We start from the raw sequence: 16,628 nt of genomic DNA, 5'->3' as shown, positions 1-16,628 counted from the left end.
AGGGAATGATTTTTTGCAATAAAAAATAGCCGTTTACACTAAAATACAAAGCGGGCTGACCTTATCGGTCAGCCCGCTTTGCTTTTAATACATTTGGTTGTTTTGGAAGATAAATTTTACGGCTCTATATATGGTTCGTACTGCCGGTATTTGCTAAAGAACACAATCGCTGAAAGCACCTGTAGCACCAGGATAGCAAGCCATTCGTAATGTCCGAGCACCATAAACAGCACTACAAAACAGGTGAGCAGTACATAACGTACGTGCAGTTCGTTATTTATCTTCGGAAAATACAGGAGCGAGCGGAAAAACATCAGCAGGGAAAGCGCCAGGCAGAAAACCATAAGCAGTGACAAGGCCGTTGTTTTCGTATAGGCGTTGACCGTGATCATCACCATTTCAGGTATCCACATGATCAGGTAGATGGCCGCCATGCGGACATAATGACGGAAGGTGCTGACAGGCAGGTTTTCCATGAAATTGAGCCACGTATCATCGAAGGCGCGGTGATGTGTGAGCAGCTGAAGATGCAGCAGCACGCTTAACATGACGCCCAGCTGGAGGCCGCGCAGATCGAAGTAATCGCCTTGTTGCATGAGGAAAAAAGTAAGCCATAACATCAGCGCAGATACCAGTTTGGCCGTGAGTATGCGGCGGGGAAACTGTGTAAACAGTTCATACAGGAAATACAGCACCGGCGGCTTTGTAAAACGGCGGTTGATCCAGCGTTGCAGATAACCGGTAAAAAAGAAGGTATCCGGCCGGAACAGTTTCCTGTCGTACAGCGCCAGTGGCCAGAGGCCCATGATCACATTAAATACCAGGATGACAATGGAAGGACCGTAGTAGTGGTGCCGGATGCCCACGGCCATCGCTATTCCGCCATAGATCCATACCGGCAGGTAGATGGCGTTATGAATGAGGAACCATTCGCGGAGGCGGCTGTTTTTGTTCATGCTGCCCATGGCGGGGTACAGGAATTCGTAGCCCTGGGTTTGCATTACTTTCATCACGAAGCCTACACATTTGAGGCAGTAAAGCGCCCACAGTCCCAGTACGATCAGCAGAAACGAAGTGCCTTCCAGGAAGCCCATCATGAGCCCTTTGTGATAATTGAGCAGGCTGCCGCTGTCCACCACGCCGAACATGAGATAGAACAGTACGAGGAAGAAGCCCGTGTTCTGTATATAGAACCGGGCAGTGAATATTTTTTGCAGGATGGCCGTAACTGAACGCATATTAATTGAGCGTAATATTTTTTTCCGCGATCCGAAGAGTGCCTGTGATGGTGACCTCTTCCGGGTCCAGCGGCTGGTGGGAGGTGATAAGGAAGGTAACGCCGGCAGCATGGCGGGTGCGGACCAGGTCGTACATGATCGCCAGCGTGCGGGTATCGATAGTGATGAGGGGCTCATCGAGCAGTATCACCGCCGGGTTGCCCGTAAAGGCCAGCAGCAGCGACAATTTTTTGAGCATGCCGCTGGAATAGGTGCTCACCGGGTTATTGACAAAGATATGCACACCCATTCGTTCGGCTATTTCAGCGATCAGTTGGCGGTCGCCCCCTTTGGTGCCGAGGTAGAGCTCCAGCAGATCGCGGCCGGTGAGGAAAGCCGGATAGAACGGTTCCGCCTCTGCGTAGTTGATCAGCCGGCGAAAGGCCACCGGGTGGTCTTTGCTGCTGACATCCCCGCGAAGCCGGATTTCCCCTTTGAAGGGTATGAGGCCGGCCATTACTTTCATACAGGTGGTTTTGCCGGCGCCGTTTTCACCTTGTAGCCAGTATATGCCGGCCGGCAGTTCCAGATGGGGGATATCCAGAATGGGTACACTCTGGTAATTTTTTTTGACAGCATGAAGGACTATAACCGGTTCGGACATACGCATAAGTTGATCTGCCGTAAATATGAAAAATTAATCCTTATAATAATATATTCCGGTATTCAATTTAACAAAAATTTGCCAGCGGCTTTTTTTATGCTGATCATCATACTTTTAGCCGGTCCATGGTGTTTTTATGTATATATCCCCATAAAATGTCATGCTTTTTTCATGAAGAAAAAATGTTATACCCAGGGTTTTCCACATCACCGTGAAACATACGCCGGCACTACATTCCAACAATGTTCACATTGTTTTTCCACACCTGTTGAAAACTAAAACCTCCCCCGCTAATGTCGTTCCTTACATTTGTAATCCCGGACGTAATCAGTTTTAGGATATAGATGCTGGAAACAGGCAGGTGGTACATGTGAGATATGCGAATTTTTCAGTATACCAACCCCACTAGGAAAAACCGAGAACCGCGACCCGATATAAAAAATATTATTATGAGTAACGAGAATGAAATTCTTTTAAAAGAGAACAAGGACCGTTTTGTCTTATTACCGATCAAATATCCCAGGATATGGGAGCAGTATAAGAAACATGAAGCGAGTTTTTGGACGGCCGAAGAGATAGACCTGAGTGCAGACATGAAAGACTGGGCCAGCATGAATGACGGCGAGCGCCACTTTATATCCCACGTACTTGCATTTTTTGCCGCCAGCGACGGAATCGTGAATGAGAACCTGGCCGTAAATTTCATGAGTGAAGTACAGATCCCGGAAGCCCGTTGTTTCTACGGTTTCCAGATCATGATGGAAAATATCCACTCCGAAACATATGCCCTGCTGATTGACACCTATATCAAAGACGCGGCAGAAAAAGACCGGCTGTTCCACGCCATCGACACGGTACCTGCGGTGAAGAAAAAGGCGGAGTGGGCGTTGCGCTGGATCGAGAACGGCACCTTTGCGGAACGCCTGGTGGCATTTGCAGCGGTAGAAGGCATCTTCTTCAGCGGCAGCTTCTGTTCTATCTTCTGGCTGAAGAAAAGAGGACTGATGCCAGGCCTGACCTTCTCTAACGAGCTGATCAGCCGTGACGAAGGACTGCACTGCGAATTTGCCTGCCTGTTATACAGCATGCTGGAAAATAAACTCAGCGAAGAACAGGTACACACCATCATCCGCGATGCGGTGAGCTACGAAAAAGAATTCATTACCGAAGCCTTACCGGTAGCCCTGATTGGCATGAACTCCGACCTGATGTCCCAGTACATCGAGTTTGTGGCCGACAGATGGTTGTCCGAGCTGGGCTATACCAAAATATACAACGCGTCCAATCCTTTTGACTTCATGGAAATGATTTCATTGCAGGGCAAGACCAATTTCTTTGAGAAACGTGTGGGTGACTATCAGAAGTCAGGCGTAATGGGCGGCAGCAAAGAAGCGCAGACCTTCAGCCTGGAAGAAGACTTTTAATCATTTCGGGATTTTTTGATGTATGATTTTTTGATTTCGGGAGATGTTTAAAATATCCAACAAACAAAATTCCAAAATCAAAAAATCCCAAAATTTCAAACTCATTTATCTAACCTCTTAAATTCACAAACCCATGTTCGTAATCAAGAGAGATGGACGAAAAGAAGCAGTGAAGTTCGACAAAATCACTGCCCGTATCGAAAAACTGTGCTACGGTTTTAATACGGAATATGTAGACGCAATAGACGTGGCCAAGAAAGTGATCCAGGGTTTATATGACGGCGTAACTACTTCAGAGCTGGACAACCTGGCTGCTGAAACAGCGGCGTCCCTCACCACCAAACATCCGGACTACGCCCTCCTGGCCTCCCGCATAGCTGTAAGCAACCTGCATAAGAATACAGAAAAATCGTTCTCCAAAACGATGCGCAAACTGTATAACTACATTGATCCCAAAACCGGCAAGAACGCAGCCCTGCTGTCTGACGAAGTTTGGGATATCATCGAGAAAAATGCAGACATCCTTGACTCCAACATCATTTATGACCGCGATTTCGCCTTCGACTACTTCGGTTTCAAAACACTGGAGCGCTCTTACCTGCTGAAAACAGACGGTAGAGTGGTGGAACGCCCTCAACACATGTTCATGCGTGTGTCTGTAGGTATCCACAAAGAAGACATCGAATCCGCGATCAAAACATACAACCTGATGAGCGAGCGCTGGTTCACACACGCCACGCCTACCCTCTTCAACGCCGGCACACCGAAACCACAGATGTCTTCCTGCTTCCTGCTCACCATGCAGGACGACAGCATCGAAGGTATCTACGACACCCTGAAACAGACCGCCAAGATCTCCCAGAGCGCCGGTGGTATCGGTCTCAGCATTCATAACATCCGGGCGACCGGTTCTTATATCAGCGGCACCAACGGTACCTCCAACGGTATCATCCCGATGCTGCGCGTATTCAACGACACTGCCCGTTATGTGGACCAGGGCGGCGGCAAACGCAAAGGCGCGTTCGCTATCTACCTGGAACCATGGCATGCCGATATCTTCGAATTCCTGGACCTGCGTAAAAACCACGGTAAAGAAGAAATGCGCGCCCGCGACCTCTTCTATGCCCTCTGGATGCCAGACCTGTTCATGAAACGCGTGGAAGCCAACGGCACCTGGTCACTCTTCTGCCCACACGAAGCACCCGGACTGCACGAATGCTGGGGCGAAGAATTTGAAGCCCTGTACGAAAAATACGAACACGAAAACCGCGCCCGCAAAACCGTGAAAGCACAGGACCTGTGGTTCGCTATCCTGGACGCCCAGATTGAAACCGGCACCCCCTACCTGCTGTATAAAGACTCCGCCAACCGCAAGTCCAACCAGCAGAACCTGGGCACCATCAAAAGCTCCAACCTCTGCACAGAGATCATCGAATATACCGACGCTAACGAAGTGGCCGTATGTAACCTCGCCTCCCTGGCGCTGCCACGCTTCGTGAACGAAGGCGTTTTTGACCATCAGAAACTGTTTGAAGTGACCTATCAGGCTACTTTGAACCTGAACAAAATCATCGACCACAACTACTATCCGGTAGAAGAGGCAGAACGCAGCAACCTGCGCCACCGCCCGATCGGCCTGGGCGTACAGGGCCTCGCTGATGCGTTTATCCTGATGCGTTATCCTTTCGAAAGCGATGAAGCTAAAAAACTGAACAGCGAAATATTTGAAACCATCTACTTCGCCGGTCTGACCGCTTCCAACGATCTCGCCAAAAAAGACGGTCACTACGAAACCTTCCCGGGCTCACCGGCCTCCAAAGGCGTGTTACAGTTCGATATGTGGGGCGTAACACCATCTTCCCGCTGGAACTGGGATGCGCTGAAAAAATCCATCATTAAAGATGGTATCCGCAACTCCCTCCTGCTGGCACCGATGCCGACCGCCTCTACTTCCCAGATCCTGGGCAACAACGAGTGCTTCGAGCCGTACACTTCCAACATCTACACCCGTCGTGTACTGAGCGGTGAATTTGTGGTAGTGAACAAACACCTGCTGAAAGACCTCGTGGAACTGGGCCTGTGGGACAATGACATGAAAACAAAAATCATTTCCGCCAACGGTTCCATCCAGAATATCAACGAGATCCCCGCTAATATCAAAGAACTGTATAAAACAGTCTGGGAAATCAAACAACGCAGCCTGATAGACATGGCAGCCGACCGCGGCGCGTTCATCTGCCAGTCACAGTCGCTCAACCTGTTCGTAGATACTCCTACAGCCGCCAAGCTGACTTCCATGCACTTCTATGCCTGGAAAAAAGGCCTCAAAACCGGCATGTATTATCTGCGTACACAGGCAGCCACCCAGGCGGTACAGTTTACCGTTGAAAAACAAGGCGGCCAGCAAATCCAACCTGTTATCGCCAAAGGCGGCGACGTATCCATCGACGACATCCCCGAAGGGGCTGTATGCACCATGGAAGAAGGTTGCGTGACCTGCAGCGCCTGATAATCTGCAAAAGGGTTTATAAGTATAATTATCAACATCCCCGGTCTCAGCGGCCGGGGATTTTTTCGTTTATATGTGCCAGATAATTCCTATCTTACCGCCCGATAGCACCTGGCTATTTGGTAACCCGTACCTATTTATGAAACTTATTCACACAGCTATATTCCTGTTCTGTTGTTTCTCCCTGCAACCAACACTGGCACAAGATATCCTGGCCAAAAAGGACAGCGTGGCCGCCAAAGTGCAACAGGTACCGGAGAAATTCATTTCCACCGCCAAAAGCAAAGCCGACAAGCTCAATAAACAGGTGACCGCACGCACCGACAAAGCACTCAAACGCTTCCTCAAAGAAGAACAGGCCATGCAGAAAAAACTGGCCAAAATCGACAGCGTGGCAGCTAAAAATATTTTCACCCGCAGCATCGACTCGCTCGGTAACCTCCAGGCACGCCTCAAAGGGAAACTGGGCAAAGTGAAAGTACCATCCATGCTCTCCCAGCCCGGCGGCCCCTACCTGGACAGCCTGCAAAACTCACTCGCCTTCCTCAAAGGCTCCAACGACCTGCTCAAACAGAGCAAAGGCATCACCGATAAACTCGGCAACGCCACCAAGTCCATGGACGCACTCAAAGACAAACTGCAACAGGCCGAAGCTATCAAGTCCTTCATCCGTGAACGGAAACAGCAACTCAAAGAACAACTGTCTCAATATACCGGCTTCACCAAAGACCTTCAGAAAATGAACAAGGAAGCCTACTATTACGCCCAGCAGTTAAAAGAGTATAAAGAAGTCTTCAAGGATAAAAGAAAAGCAGAACAGAAAGCCATGGAGATCATCAAAAAAGTACCCGCTTTTAATGATTTCATGCAGAAACACTCCCAGATCGCCGGTCTGTTCAACCTCCAGGGAGGAAGTGCCAATCCACAGGACCTCGCCGGCCTGCAAACCCGCTCACAGGTGGAGCAGCTTATCCAGCAACGGCTGGGCGGTGGGCCCAATGCCGGCGCCGCTGTCGGTCAACAGATGGCCGAAGCCCGCAGTCGCATCAACGAGCTGAAAAGCAAATTCCCCGACCTTGACAACGCCGCCGATATGCCCAATTTCAAACCCAAAGAGCTGAAGACCAAAAGCTTTTTGCAAAGGCTGGAATTCGGCAGCAATATCCAGTTTCAGCGCAGCACCAAGTTCTTCCCCACCACCAGCGACCTCGCCGGCCAGGTAGCCTATAAGTTCCATAAAAACGGTAGCGCAGGCATCGGCGCTTCGTACAAGCTCGGGCTGGGTACCGGTTTCAATGATATCCACTTCAGCGGTCAGGGCGCCAGTATTCGTTCTTTCATCGACTGGAAACTGAAAGGCACCTTCTATCTCAACGGCGGCTATGAACAGAACTATCAGCCTGATATTGCCAGTCTCCCTGACGGCATCGGCCAGTCATGGACGCCCAGCGGGCTTATCGGCATCAGCAAAAAGTATAAGATCAACAGTAAACTAAAAGGGAACATGATGGTGCTGTTTGATTTTTTGTATAATCAGCATGTGCCAAGGACTGATCCGATTAAGGTGAGGATGGGGTATAATTTTTAGGCGTTGACAATGAACAAAAAACTTATCATGTAAACTGTTTTTCCCTCACACATTGCGCCATCTATACCATTTAAAAATAGTATCTTACAAGAAGATAACTGTTTAGTAACCCTTCATCAGGCGATCTATGGCGCAATTAACCGACGCCGTGTTTAGTATCAACGGCACCCCGATATCAACATATTCCAGTTTTACGCTGACCCAAAGCATCTTCGAGCATCATCGTTTTACGCTGACCTGCACATCACAGACCATTGACGGCCTTTCCGGGATATTCAGTTCATCACAGGATATGATCGGTAACACCTTCGAAGCGCATATTTCAGGTATTGGGCTCAGTGGTGAACTACAATTCAATGGTATCATCACCAATGTAGAAACTTCGCGAGTGAACGGAGAGTATGGGAATGTCATTATTTCCGGTTATAGCCCTACTATCATTCTGGACAATGGCCCTCATTGCAAAAGCTGGGAAAACCAAACCGTCAAAGGCATTGCAGAAGATGTATTAAAACACTTTCCTCACCAGCTACTGGCACCGAAGTTCATGCCGGTGTCGAAACAGGTATTCGAGTATGCCGTGCAGTATAAAGAAACCGCTTGGGCATTTCTGCACCGGCTTTGCGCCCAGCAGGGAGAATGGCTATACTGGAATGGCAGTGGGCTGGTGATGGCTCCTCCATCAGGAGATACCAAAACCCAACTTGTATATGGTAGTACGCTCAGTCATTTTAACATCCATCTGAATGCCCGGCCCACGGACAGACAGTACATCGGGTGGGACTATCAGAACAGTCTTATATATACCAGCGCCGGGAAAGAAGTCGGACAAAAAGCCGGTTTAAACGCTTTAGGCACTAAAGTGCTGGAAAACGCACAAACCATATTCGGAACGCAACCCAAACAATGGAACTTCAGGTATGCCGACAGCAAAAAACAACAGGATGATATGGCCACCTTACATGGCGCCATAGAAAGCAGTAAAATGATAATGCTTACCGGACAAAGTGGTCACCCTGGTGTAGCCATTGGCAGCAGAACTGAAATCACGGGAAATAATGTTTTTAATGGCGGCAGCACTGAAGACTATGGAGAATATCTCGTTATAGCCGTTGAACACTTTGTCGATACCAAGGGCGATTACAGTAACCATTTTACGGCTGTTCCAGGCTCGTTGCGTGTACCACCGGTAGTCATTCCCGAAGATCCACTCTGCGAAGTGCAAAGTGCTTTTGTGACCGACAATGCAGACCCAAGAGGCATGGGCAGAGTAAGGGTGAAATTCCACTGGATGAATGGCCCAGAAAAAACGCCCTGGATCAGAATAGCCGCTCCGCATGGAGGACACAATAAAGGACATTTCTTTATTCCTGAAAACGGGGAGGAAGTGATGATAGGATTCGAAGGCAAAAATGCTCATCGGCCTTATGTTATTGGCGCTGTTTATCACGCTGACGCCAACACGGAATTTGGCAACGCCGATAATGATATCAAAACCATCCAGACGCGCAGCGGCAATAAAATAGTGTATGATGACGGAGGTAAAAGCATCACACTGCAGGATGCCAGTGGCAATACAGTATTGATGGACGGCAACGGCAGTATTGTTGTGAATGCCGCCAGCAGTAATGTGAATATCCGCGCACCGCAAACGATGAACCTGAACGCCAGTGACCTGAACCTGGTGGCCAATAATACACTTAGCATCCTTGTCGGCAACACTTTCAATATGAGCGCCGGCAATCAGATCATGATGAACGTAATGGCTAAGATGCTGGTCACCACGCCGGAGTTGCGGCAACTGGTGACTAAATACATGCATTTACAGGCCGGCAAAGCGTTGATTAACACACCTGAAGGGGAAATGAAAATAGAGGCAGAGGACTTTTATCTTGCGGGGCAGAAAAAAATATTTCTCCATTCCAATGAGAGCGCTACTATTAACTCAAAAGGGATAGCAGAGATCAAAGTACAGGAGGCTAACAAACATAGCAATACTGCTGTAACATACGAGGTCGCACCTAATCTTCTTACTGCTACAGCCATTGTGCATTTCCGTCCTCAGCGACGATGGAAGGGGCAGTTCGGTTTTGACTGGTTCAGGATCGGTGACACCCGCCTGGATGGCGACGTGTCGTATGACTCGCTCATTGGTCAATACTATACGCTGCCAGTCACCGATGCCAATACGAAACGCAATGCGGATGTCAATTCCTGGACTGCGAACTTTCATGCAGACCCACAGCCCGCGGCATTTACAGCGTACGACCGGTTAACAAGGCTAAAAGGTCTGTACGGTAACTACACCTATTCATTTGATAAAGATGCTCAAGGTAAGCCGATCAATATTCCTTACTACATTCCCTTTTTAGCGCTGTTGCCCAGAAAAACCGACCCCGCCAATCCCAATACTGTCCTCGAGTCCGGCGAAGCCGATCTGGAACTGCATTTGACAATCAAAAAGGTAGACAAAACAGAACAAAAGCCAGACAAGCTGATATTCGAAATGGACAATACGCTCATGGATGAAAAACATCCACTGGTAAGCATCGATAAGCATACCATTCTCAAAGAGAAGATCAGCAGTAAGATTGACGTGACGATCACCTGTAAAGCGGATTTTAATGACGATAAAGAAATCAAAGTGTGGGCAATAAGCCTTGATCCACAAAGCAAACAGGAGATCGCCCGCTTTCCCGCCGGGATCTTAAAAATAGTTGCACCTCTAAAGAAGATGGTCAAAGACATCGTAATTGTGAAGGTCCGGACCAATGCTGGCACTGGTAGCCCTTCTTCTCTCAATGAGATCAAACGAAACCTTAAACAAGCGCTGATTGGCATCAATCTCATTGAGAAAGCGATGAATCCTGATAGTAAACGCAACGATTTTGTATCTTTAGATGTAAGGGACCATACGAAAAACCATCAGACCATCGATTTTAATGCAGAGTACAATGTAGAAGGAACAAATATCAAATCCAGTTCCGGCAGCAAAAACGTGTCACTGGACAGTTTCCTGAAGACGGAGCTGGAGAAGCGTTATCCAGGTACTTTCACGAATCACTTCAAGCTCTTCTTTCTGGCAAATACCTATCAGCAAGTGCTTGCGGATGATGGAACAGGAACGGGCGTAGGCGGGTATTCCAACCTTGGTACAGATTACGGCCTGATGTTCAAGACGCACAGCGCCACCACCATTGGGCATGAATGCCTTCATGGACTGGGGCTGCCACATACCTTCTACGGAGAGGAGTATATATACAAGGCCATGTCAACGGATAATGTGATGGACTATTCCCATCTGACGAAAGATAAAGTGACCGGCGCTGCTCACACTGCTATTGACAGAGTTAGTACCTGGTACTGGCAATGGAAAATAATAAATTCTAAGATCTGACAAACATGAAGCAATTATTTATAGGACTGATCATCACCATATCTATTACTGGTTGTAAAACAGCTGTAGTCGCTCAAAAAAAAGACAAAATGGACGCCACATTTGAAAAATTCGATTTTGAAAGCTGGGATAACAATTATGCGAACTATAAAAAAGGCACCACCGAGTATTCTTATTTTATGAAGGATGGGGCAGAAATATACCCTGATATAACAGGAACGATCATTATTCCACCTAAACCGGATTTTTACTCCATCTATAAATCATATTATAAAAACAACGGTCATATCAAAGAAAAAGGAAAATTGCTGGGCATAAAAAATAGTCTCATTAAAATCGGCACCTGGTACTACTTTGACAGCACCAGCACCAAACCCAGAGAAGTCAATGAAGACAAGAAATTTGGGAAATTCGACTACAACAAACTACTGACTTTTCTAACCAACAAAGGAGATATTAATATACATACCGGTATGAACCGCGATAAGCTGGAGATTGAGTTTTACGCCACGGATTCCTCCCTGCAAAAACTATGGAAGGTATATCTCCTGCAGGAAGCACATGACCTGGGTGACAAGATAGGAATGAAAGGCAGGTTGTATTTCATAGATGGAAATACCGGTGAAGTGATCAAATCGAAGCAACTGAGTGCGTATAAAGAAGTCTACCCACAGGCGCTTTATATGCGGTAGTTGATTGTATATATTATCCTGGCAAGCGATTTTCCCGCGACGGTTTTTCATAGCCTACAAATAAAAAATCCAGACGACTGGATTTTTTATTTGTAGGCTATAATATTATTATCCGAGAATAATTACCCCATCTAATTAACCTTTCACCTCTGCTTTTTAAATCAATAATACTGTGGTCCTGCTACACTCAACTATAGACGTTTAATACAAACAGTTAACAACACACTCATTCACTACAGGTATCTACAAAATACCTCAATTCCCCCAACAAAAAAGGAGGGGTTTATTCCCCTTCCTCTTTATACCCCCACTGTTCCGCGAGAGCGTTATATTGTTCAGGAGGCAATCCCGGCTTATCATAATGACCGGCCAGCGTTTTCTGGCGCATGGCTTCATAGATGCTGACCGCACAGGCCACGGATATGTTCAGCGATTTGATAATGCCCATTTGCGGAATGATGAAATTTCCATCCGACAGGGACCTTATCTTTTCACTGACACCCATTTGTTCATTGCCGAATACCAGTGCCACGGAACCGGTGAAGTCGATATCATACAGACTGATAGCATCTGTTGCCAGATGCGTGGTATATATCCTGTCATATTTGGCGCGCAGCGCGGCCATACATTCCTCTACATTATCAAACTGATGGATGGTCAGCCACATAGCGGCACTGCTGCTGCTTCTGTGCCCCCATTTCTTCTGGCGCGGGGCCATGGTACTAATAACATATACATCCTGTATGCCTACGGCATCGCAGGTACGTAATACGGCAGAAACGTTATGCGGGTCCTGCACATCTTCCAATACAACCGTTAAATTGGCCTGCCGCCTGTTCAGGGTGGTCAATAACCGCTCCTTCCTTTCTGGTGTCATACGTCTGATATTTTCGCGAATACCGCAAAAATAGTAAAAATGACAGGAAGCTGCCAGGTTACCTCTCGGCAGACTTTGATCCTTTCCCGGAAAAAACTACCTTCACATTCATAAAAATCAAAAGATAACCTATGCTCAAAAAAATCCTGAAGATTGTAGCGGTTACACTGGTAGTACTCATTTTGGCAGCCATCGCCATTCCTTATTTCTTTAAGGACAAGATCATGGCCAAAGTGAAAACAGAACTCAATAAACACCTGACAGCTAAAGTAGACTTTAAAGACGTGGATATCAGCCTTTTCCGGCATTTTCCACGGCTAGCGGTAGGACTGGACGAGCTCCAGGTGACCGGTACCGGCGAGTTTGACGGAGACACCCTGCTGGCAGTAAAACAAATAGATGTAGCCCTCGATCTGATGAGTGTCATCAAAGGCGGCAAAATGGATATCTATAACGTGGCGCTGATCAACCCACGCATATACGCTGTGGTACATAAAAACGGCGCGGCCAACTGGAACATCACCAAGCCGGATACTACCCAGGCCAAGCCGGCAGATACCAGCAAAACCACTTTCGCCCTGAGCCTCCAGCAATATAAAATTGAAGATGCGCTGATCAACTATGACGACCAGCAAGGCAATATGCAACTGATCATCGATGGATTTACCCATCAGGGCAAAGGAGACTTCACCCAGGATAAGTTCACCCTCTCTACCAGCACCAAAGCGGACGGCATCACTTTCCGCTATGGCCCTATCCCTTATCTCTCCAGTGTAAAAACCAAACTGGACGCTGATATCCAGATAGATAATACTACGAGCACGTATACACTGAAAGAAGGCAAAGCAGCGCTCAACAACCTGGAAGTGGCCTTGCAGGGTTTCTTTAAACTGGTCAACGATTCCACCTACGGCATGGACCTGAGCTTTAAGGCTCCTTCCACCGACTTCAAAGACCTGCTCTCCCTCGTTCCGGCCATCTACAAAGCTGATTTCGATAAGATCAAAACCAGCGGCAACGCTGCCTTCGGAGGTTATGTAAAAGGTAACTACTCCTCCACACAGATGCCGGCCTTCGGACTGGACCTCAACGTAAAAAACGGTTTCTTCCAATATCCTGATCTGCCCAAACCGGTGAAAAACATCCAGATCGCGATGAAAGTCAGCAATCCCGATGGTGTGCCTGATCATACCGTAGTGGACATGCCGACTGCCCACCTCGAAATGGACAACACACCACTGGACCTGCGCCTGCTGGTGAAAACACCGGTGTCCGATATGTACCTGGACGGCGCCGCCAAAGGTAAAATAGACCTGTCTAAAATTACGCAGTTCGTGAAACTGGGTGCCGGCACCAGCCTGAACGGCCTCCTCGATGCCGACATCTCCGCCAAAGGCAATATGAGCGCCATCGAAAAACAGCAATACGACCGCTTCTATGCCGCCGGCACACTGCAACTCAGCAATATGTTGTATAAAAGCCCGGATTACCCAGATGGCGTCAACGTAAAAAATCTCTTTCTCCAGTTCAATCCCAAAAACGTGACCGTGAAAGAACTGAGCGGTCAATACCTGGGCACCAACTTCGATGCCAACGGTGAAGTAAATAACCTGCTCGCCTATACGTTTAAAAACGCTCCTCTCGACGGTAAACTTAACTTTAAAGCCGATCAGGTGAATGTGAATAAATTCATGGGCACCACGGCCACTACTACAGCCGGCACCGACAAAGCCCCTGCTAAAGTGGATTCCGCTGCCATGATGCCGTTCGCTGTGCCTGCCAATCTGAACATCAGCCTGCAAACCGCTGTGGGCAAAGTGCTGTATGATAAAGCAGAACTGAACAACGTCACAGGCACCCTGCTGCTGAAAGATGAAACCCTCACCATGCAACAGCTGAAAGCCAACGCGCTGCAAGGCACCATGGAAATCAACGGCAGCTACAGCACCAAAAACAGCAAGGCCAACCCCGACGTTAACATCGCCTACGATGTGCAGAACCTCGACGTGCAACAGACTTTCAACACTTTCAATACAGTACAGAAACTGATGCCCATCGGCAAATTCCTCTCCGGTAAAATCACGTCACAGCTGAAAATGCACGGCAAACTCGGCAAAGACATGAGCCCTGTGCTCAATACCCTCACCGGCGATGGTAACCTGCTGCTGATACAAGGTTTCCTGAAACAATTTGCACCAGTGGACCAGCTGGCCAGCACACTCAATATCTCCCAGCTGAAAGACATCTCCCTGAGAGATATCAAAAACTATTTCGCCTTTGAAAATGGCCGCGTAAAAGTGAATCCGTTCAAAGTGGCGGTCAACGGCGTTACCATGAACATCGCCGGTTCACACGGCTTCGACCAGTCGCTCGACTACACCCTGCAACTGGCGCTGCCCCGCAGCCTCATGGGCGCTGCCGGCAACAGCCTGGTGAACAACCTCGTGTCACAGGCACAGAACAAAGGCATCCCCGTTAACCTGGGCGACAGCGTTCACCTGCAGGTGCTCATGGCCGGCAACATCATGAAACCATCCCTGAAAACAGATCTGAAAGAAAGTGCCAACAACCTGAAAAACCAGGCCGCTGAACTGGTGAAAAATAAAATAGATACTGTGAAAAACGTGGTGCGTGATTCTGTGAACCAGATTAAAAACAATGCTGTCAATGCGTTAAAAGACGAACTTAAAAATCAATTGAGCGGTAAAAAAGATTCTGCGCACACAGGTGGCAAACCGCTGGAAAACGTAGGCAAACAAGCCGGAGAATCCGTGAAAAACACGCTCAACGGCTTATTTGGCAAGAAAAAACCGGCAGCTGATTCTACCAAACAATAATATATCATGAAAAAACTCATCCTGTTTTGTCCCATCCTGTTACTGATGCTGGAAAGCAAAGCCCAGGTGGCTTCCAGCATAGCGGTTCAGGATACCAGAAATGACAATGAAGTGCCTATCCAGTTCGCAAGGACTGTACGCTTCGATTTTAAAGACAGATCGACAGTGAACGTGCCCGGTTCCGGTGCTTTCTCCGGTATGATGACCTTTGCCCCCTGGGGCGATGCCTCCGGCGATAAGTCGCATCAGTTGAACTTCAACAACGGCGGTCTTTACTACCGGCAGGGCGCGATAGGCGCCAACTGGGAAACCTGGCGCAAAATAATCATGGAGGATGTAGACGGCCGCGTACGTACAGACAGAGAAGTCTCTATTACCAAAGGCGGCGGATCTCTTTTTCTGAATGCCGGCTCGCTGGACCATGCCTATATGGCCTTTTATGCCAGCAGCCAAAATCCGGGCCTGCGTAGCGGCTGGTTTGGCTATGGCGCCGCAGGCAACCCTCATATCACACTGGCTAATGAAAGGGCTGGCGGAGCTATCCTGCTGGCTACAAACGGCGGTAATGTCGGCATCGATGCAACTGCCACCGAAAAGCTAACTGTAGGCGGCGGTATCAAAGCCAAAAGGGTGAAAGTAACCATCAGTGACTGGCCCGATTACGTATTCAGTCCTGGTTATACACTACCTTCCTTGCAGACAATAGAACAATACATCACCCGGCACCAGCACCTGCCGGACATTCCATCCGCCAAAGAAGTGGAAGCTGACGGGCTGGACGTAGGAGAGATGAACAAAAAGCTGTTACAGAAAGTAGAAGAGCTAACCCTGCACCTGATTGAACAGCAAAAAACGATTCAATCCCAACAGGCTGCCATAGGGCAATTGAGCACAGAACTACAATCAATCAAACAACAACTGAAACATTAATTATCCGAAAAAAAGCTCCTGACACGCGCAGGAGCTTTTTTCTTTTTACCCCAACTGTATTTTTTCGTAACTTATAGTAACCAAACCCCTCTCCCATGTTCATGAAATTTGTGCATTCCACCTACTGCAATGCAGCTATTTTCGCTGGGATAATCTTCGTCTTCATGGGGTATTTTATCCGGCGTTACCCACCTAAAAGCAGCAGATCCTGGTACGGCTACCGTAGTGCCCTTGCCACCCGCAGCCCTGAAATGTGGCAGGCCGCTAATCAGCATGCCGCTTATATTTCCAGACGCATCGGTATCATACTGATTCCTACCGGCATCGCCTGCGCCCTCTTCTTCGACAGCCAGACGGACTGGTTCTGGTACATCACCGTAGGGGCGGTAGTAACAGGCGCCATGTACATGGTAGGTTATACAGAATGGCGGCTCCAGCAAATAGAACCCGAATCCCCGGGAGAAATCAATGACAATTTATAGCGGTCACCAAT

General features: G+C 48.1%; 11 protein-coding genes. 8 read left to right on the top strand and 3 right to left on the bottom strand.

What is annotated here, in order from left to right:
* Positions 1–116: 116 nt before the first annotated feature.
* A complete protein-coding gene (locus tag ACTJJS_RS01410; protein WP_440662126.1) occupies positions 117–1,238 on the bottom strand; it encodes a hypothetical protein in 1,122 nt (373 codons plus the stop codon).
* A gap of 1 nt (position 1,239) precedes the next feature.
* On the bottom strand, positions 1,240–1,881 hold the full coding sequence (locus ACTJJS_RS01405; RefSeq protein WP_168869652.1) for an ABC transporter ATP-binding protein: 642 nt from the start codon (positions 1,879–1,881) through the stop codon (positions 1,240–1,242).
* Between the two features lie 449 nt (positions 1,882–2,330).
* Between ACTJJS_RS01405 and ACTJJS_RS01400 the strand changes: the two genes are divergently transcribed.
* From ACTJJS_RS01400 to ACTJJS_RS01380, 5 genes are all read left to right on the top strand, one after another.
* Complete coding sequence (locus tag ACTJJS_RS01400; protein ID WP_168869653.1) at positions 2,331–3,305, top strand: ribonucleoside-diphosphate reductase small subunit; 975 nt, start codon at positions 2,331–2,333, stop codon at positions 3,303–3,305.
* Positions 3,306–3,438: 133 nt separating this feature from the next.
* Positions 3,439–5,814, top strand: a complete 2,376-nt coding sequence (locus tag ACTJJS_RS01395) for a ribonucleoside-diphosphate reductase subunit alpha (protein WP_440662125.1) — start codon at positions 3,439–3,441, stop codon at positions 5,812–5,814.
* Between the two features lie 139 nt (positions 5,815–5,953).
* Positions 5,954–7,402: a hypothetical protein gene (locus ACTJJS_RS01390; protein WP_168869655.1), complete on the top strand. Its 1,449-nt coding sequence runs from the start codon at positions 5,954–5,956 to the stop codon at positions 7,400–7,402.
* 127 nt (positions 7,403–7,529) lie between these two features.
* A complete protein-coding gene (locus ACTJJS_RS01385; protein WP_440662124.1) occupies positions 7,530–10,799 on the top strand; it encodes a type VI secretion system Vgr family protein in 3,270 nt (1,089 codons plus the stop codon).
* A 5-nt stretch (positions 10,800–10,804) separates the two neighbouring features.
* Positions 10,805–11,491, top strand: coding sequence for a hypothetical protein (locus ACTJJS_RS01380; protein WP_440662123.1), 687 nt, complete (start codon positions 10,805–10,807; stop codon positions 11,489–11,491).
* A 283-nt stretch (positions 11,492–11,774) separates the two neighbouring features.
* Here ACTJJS_RS01380 and ACTJJS_RS01375 read toward each other — a convergent pair whose 3' ends face one another.
* Positions 11,775–12,368 (bottom strand): TrmH family RNA methyltransferase, encoded by a 594-nt coding sequence (locus tag ACTJJS_RS01375; protein ID WP_168869659.1) that lies wholly within the window; start codon positions 12,366–12,368, stop codon positions 11,775–11,777.
* Between the two features lie 131 nt (positions 12,369–12,499).
* Here ACTJJS_RS01375 and ACTJJS_RS01370 point away from each other — a divergent pair, with 131 nt between their 5' ends.
* The 3 genes from ACTJJS_RS01370 (at position 12,500) to ACTJJS_RS01360 (ending at position 16,617) form a co-directional block, all read left to right on the top strand.
* Positions 12,500–15,205 (top strand): hypothetical protein, encoded by a 2,706-nt coding sequence (locus tag ACTJJS_RS01370; RefSeq protein ID WP_440662122.1) that lies wholly within the window; start codon positions 12,500–12,502, stop codon positions 15,203–15,205.
* 6 nt (positions 15,206–15,211) lie between these two features.
* Positions 15,212–16,135, top strand: coding sequence for a hypothetical protein (locus ACTJJS_RS01365; protein ID WP_440662121.1), 924 nt, complete (start codon positions 15,212–15,214; stop codon positions 16,133–16,135).
* A gap of 95 nt (positions 16,136–16,230) precedes the next feature.
* Complete coding sequence (locus tag ACTJJS_RS01360; protein WP_440662120.1) at positions 16,231–16,617, top strand: SdpI family protein; 387 nt, start codon at positions 16,231–16,233, stop codon at positions 16,615–16,617.
* Positions 16,618–16,628 lie beyond the last annotated feature (11 nt).

This window comes from Chitinophaga sp. 22308, assembly GCF_052045305.1.
GTDB classification, from domain to species: domain Bacteria; phylum Bacteroidota; class Bacteroidia; order Chitinophagales; family Chitinophagaceae; genus Chitinophaga; species Chitinophaga varians_A.
Note: the sequence above shows the minus strand (reverse complement) of the source record. Positions and strands in the feature narration are given on the sequence as shown.

Coding starts and splice junctions, on each gene's coding strand:
- ACTJJS_RS01410 (WP_440662126.1), bottom strand. CDS start 1,238: ATGCGTTCAGTTACGGCCATCCTGCAAAAAATATTCACTGCCCGGTTC.
- ACTJJS_RS01405 (WP_168869652.1), bottom strand. CDS start 1,881: ATGTCCGAACCGGTTATAGTCCTTCATGCTGTCAAAAAAAATTACCAG.
- ACTJJS_RS01400 (WP_168869653.1), top strand. CDS start 2,331: ATGAGTAACGAGAATGAAATTCTTTTAAAAGAGAACAAGGACCGTTTT.
- ACTJJS_RS01395 (WP_440662125.1), top strand. CDS start 3,439: ATGTTCGTAATCAAGAGAGATGGACGAAAAGAAGCAGTGAAGTTCGAC.
- ACTJJS_RS01390 (WP_168869655.1), top strand. CDS start 5,954: ATGAAACTTATTCACACAGCTATATTCCTGTTCTGTTGTTTCTCCCTG.
- ACTJJS_RS01385 (WP_440662124.1), top strand. CDS start 7,530: ATGGCGCAATTAACCGACGCCGTGTTTAGTATCAACGGCACCCCGATA.
- ACTJJS_RS01380 (WP_440662123.1), top strand. CDS start 10,805: ATGAAGCAATTATTTATAGGACTGATCATCACCATATCTATTACTGGT.
- ACTJJS_RS01375 (WP_168869659.1), bottom strand. CDS start 12,368: ATGACACCAGAAAGGAAGGAGCGGTTATTGACCACCCTGAACAGGCGG.
- ACTJJS_RS01370 (WP_440662122.1), top strand. CDS start 12,500: ATGCTCAAAAAAATCCTGAAGATTGTAGCGGTTACACTGGTAGTACTC.
- ACTJJS_RS01365 (WP_440662121.1), top strand. CDS start 15,212: ATGAAAAAACTCATCCTGTTTTGTCCCATCCTGTTACTGATGCTGGAA.
- ACTJJS_RS01360 (WP_440662120.1), top strand. CDS start 16,231: ATGTTCATGAAATTTGTGCATTCCACCTACTGCAATGCAGCTATTTTC.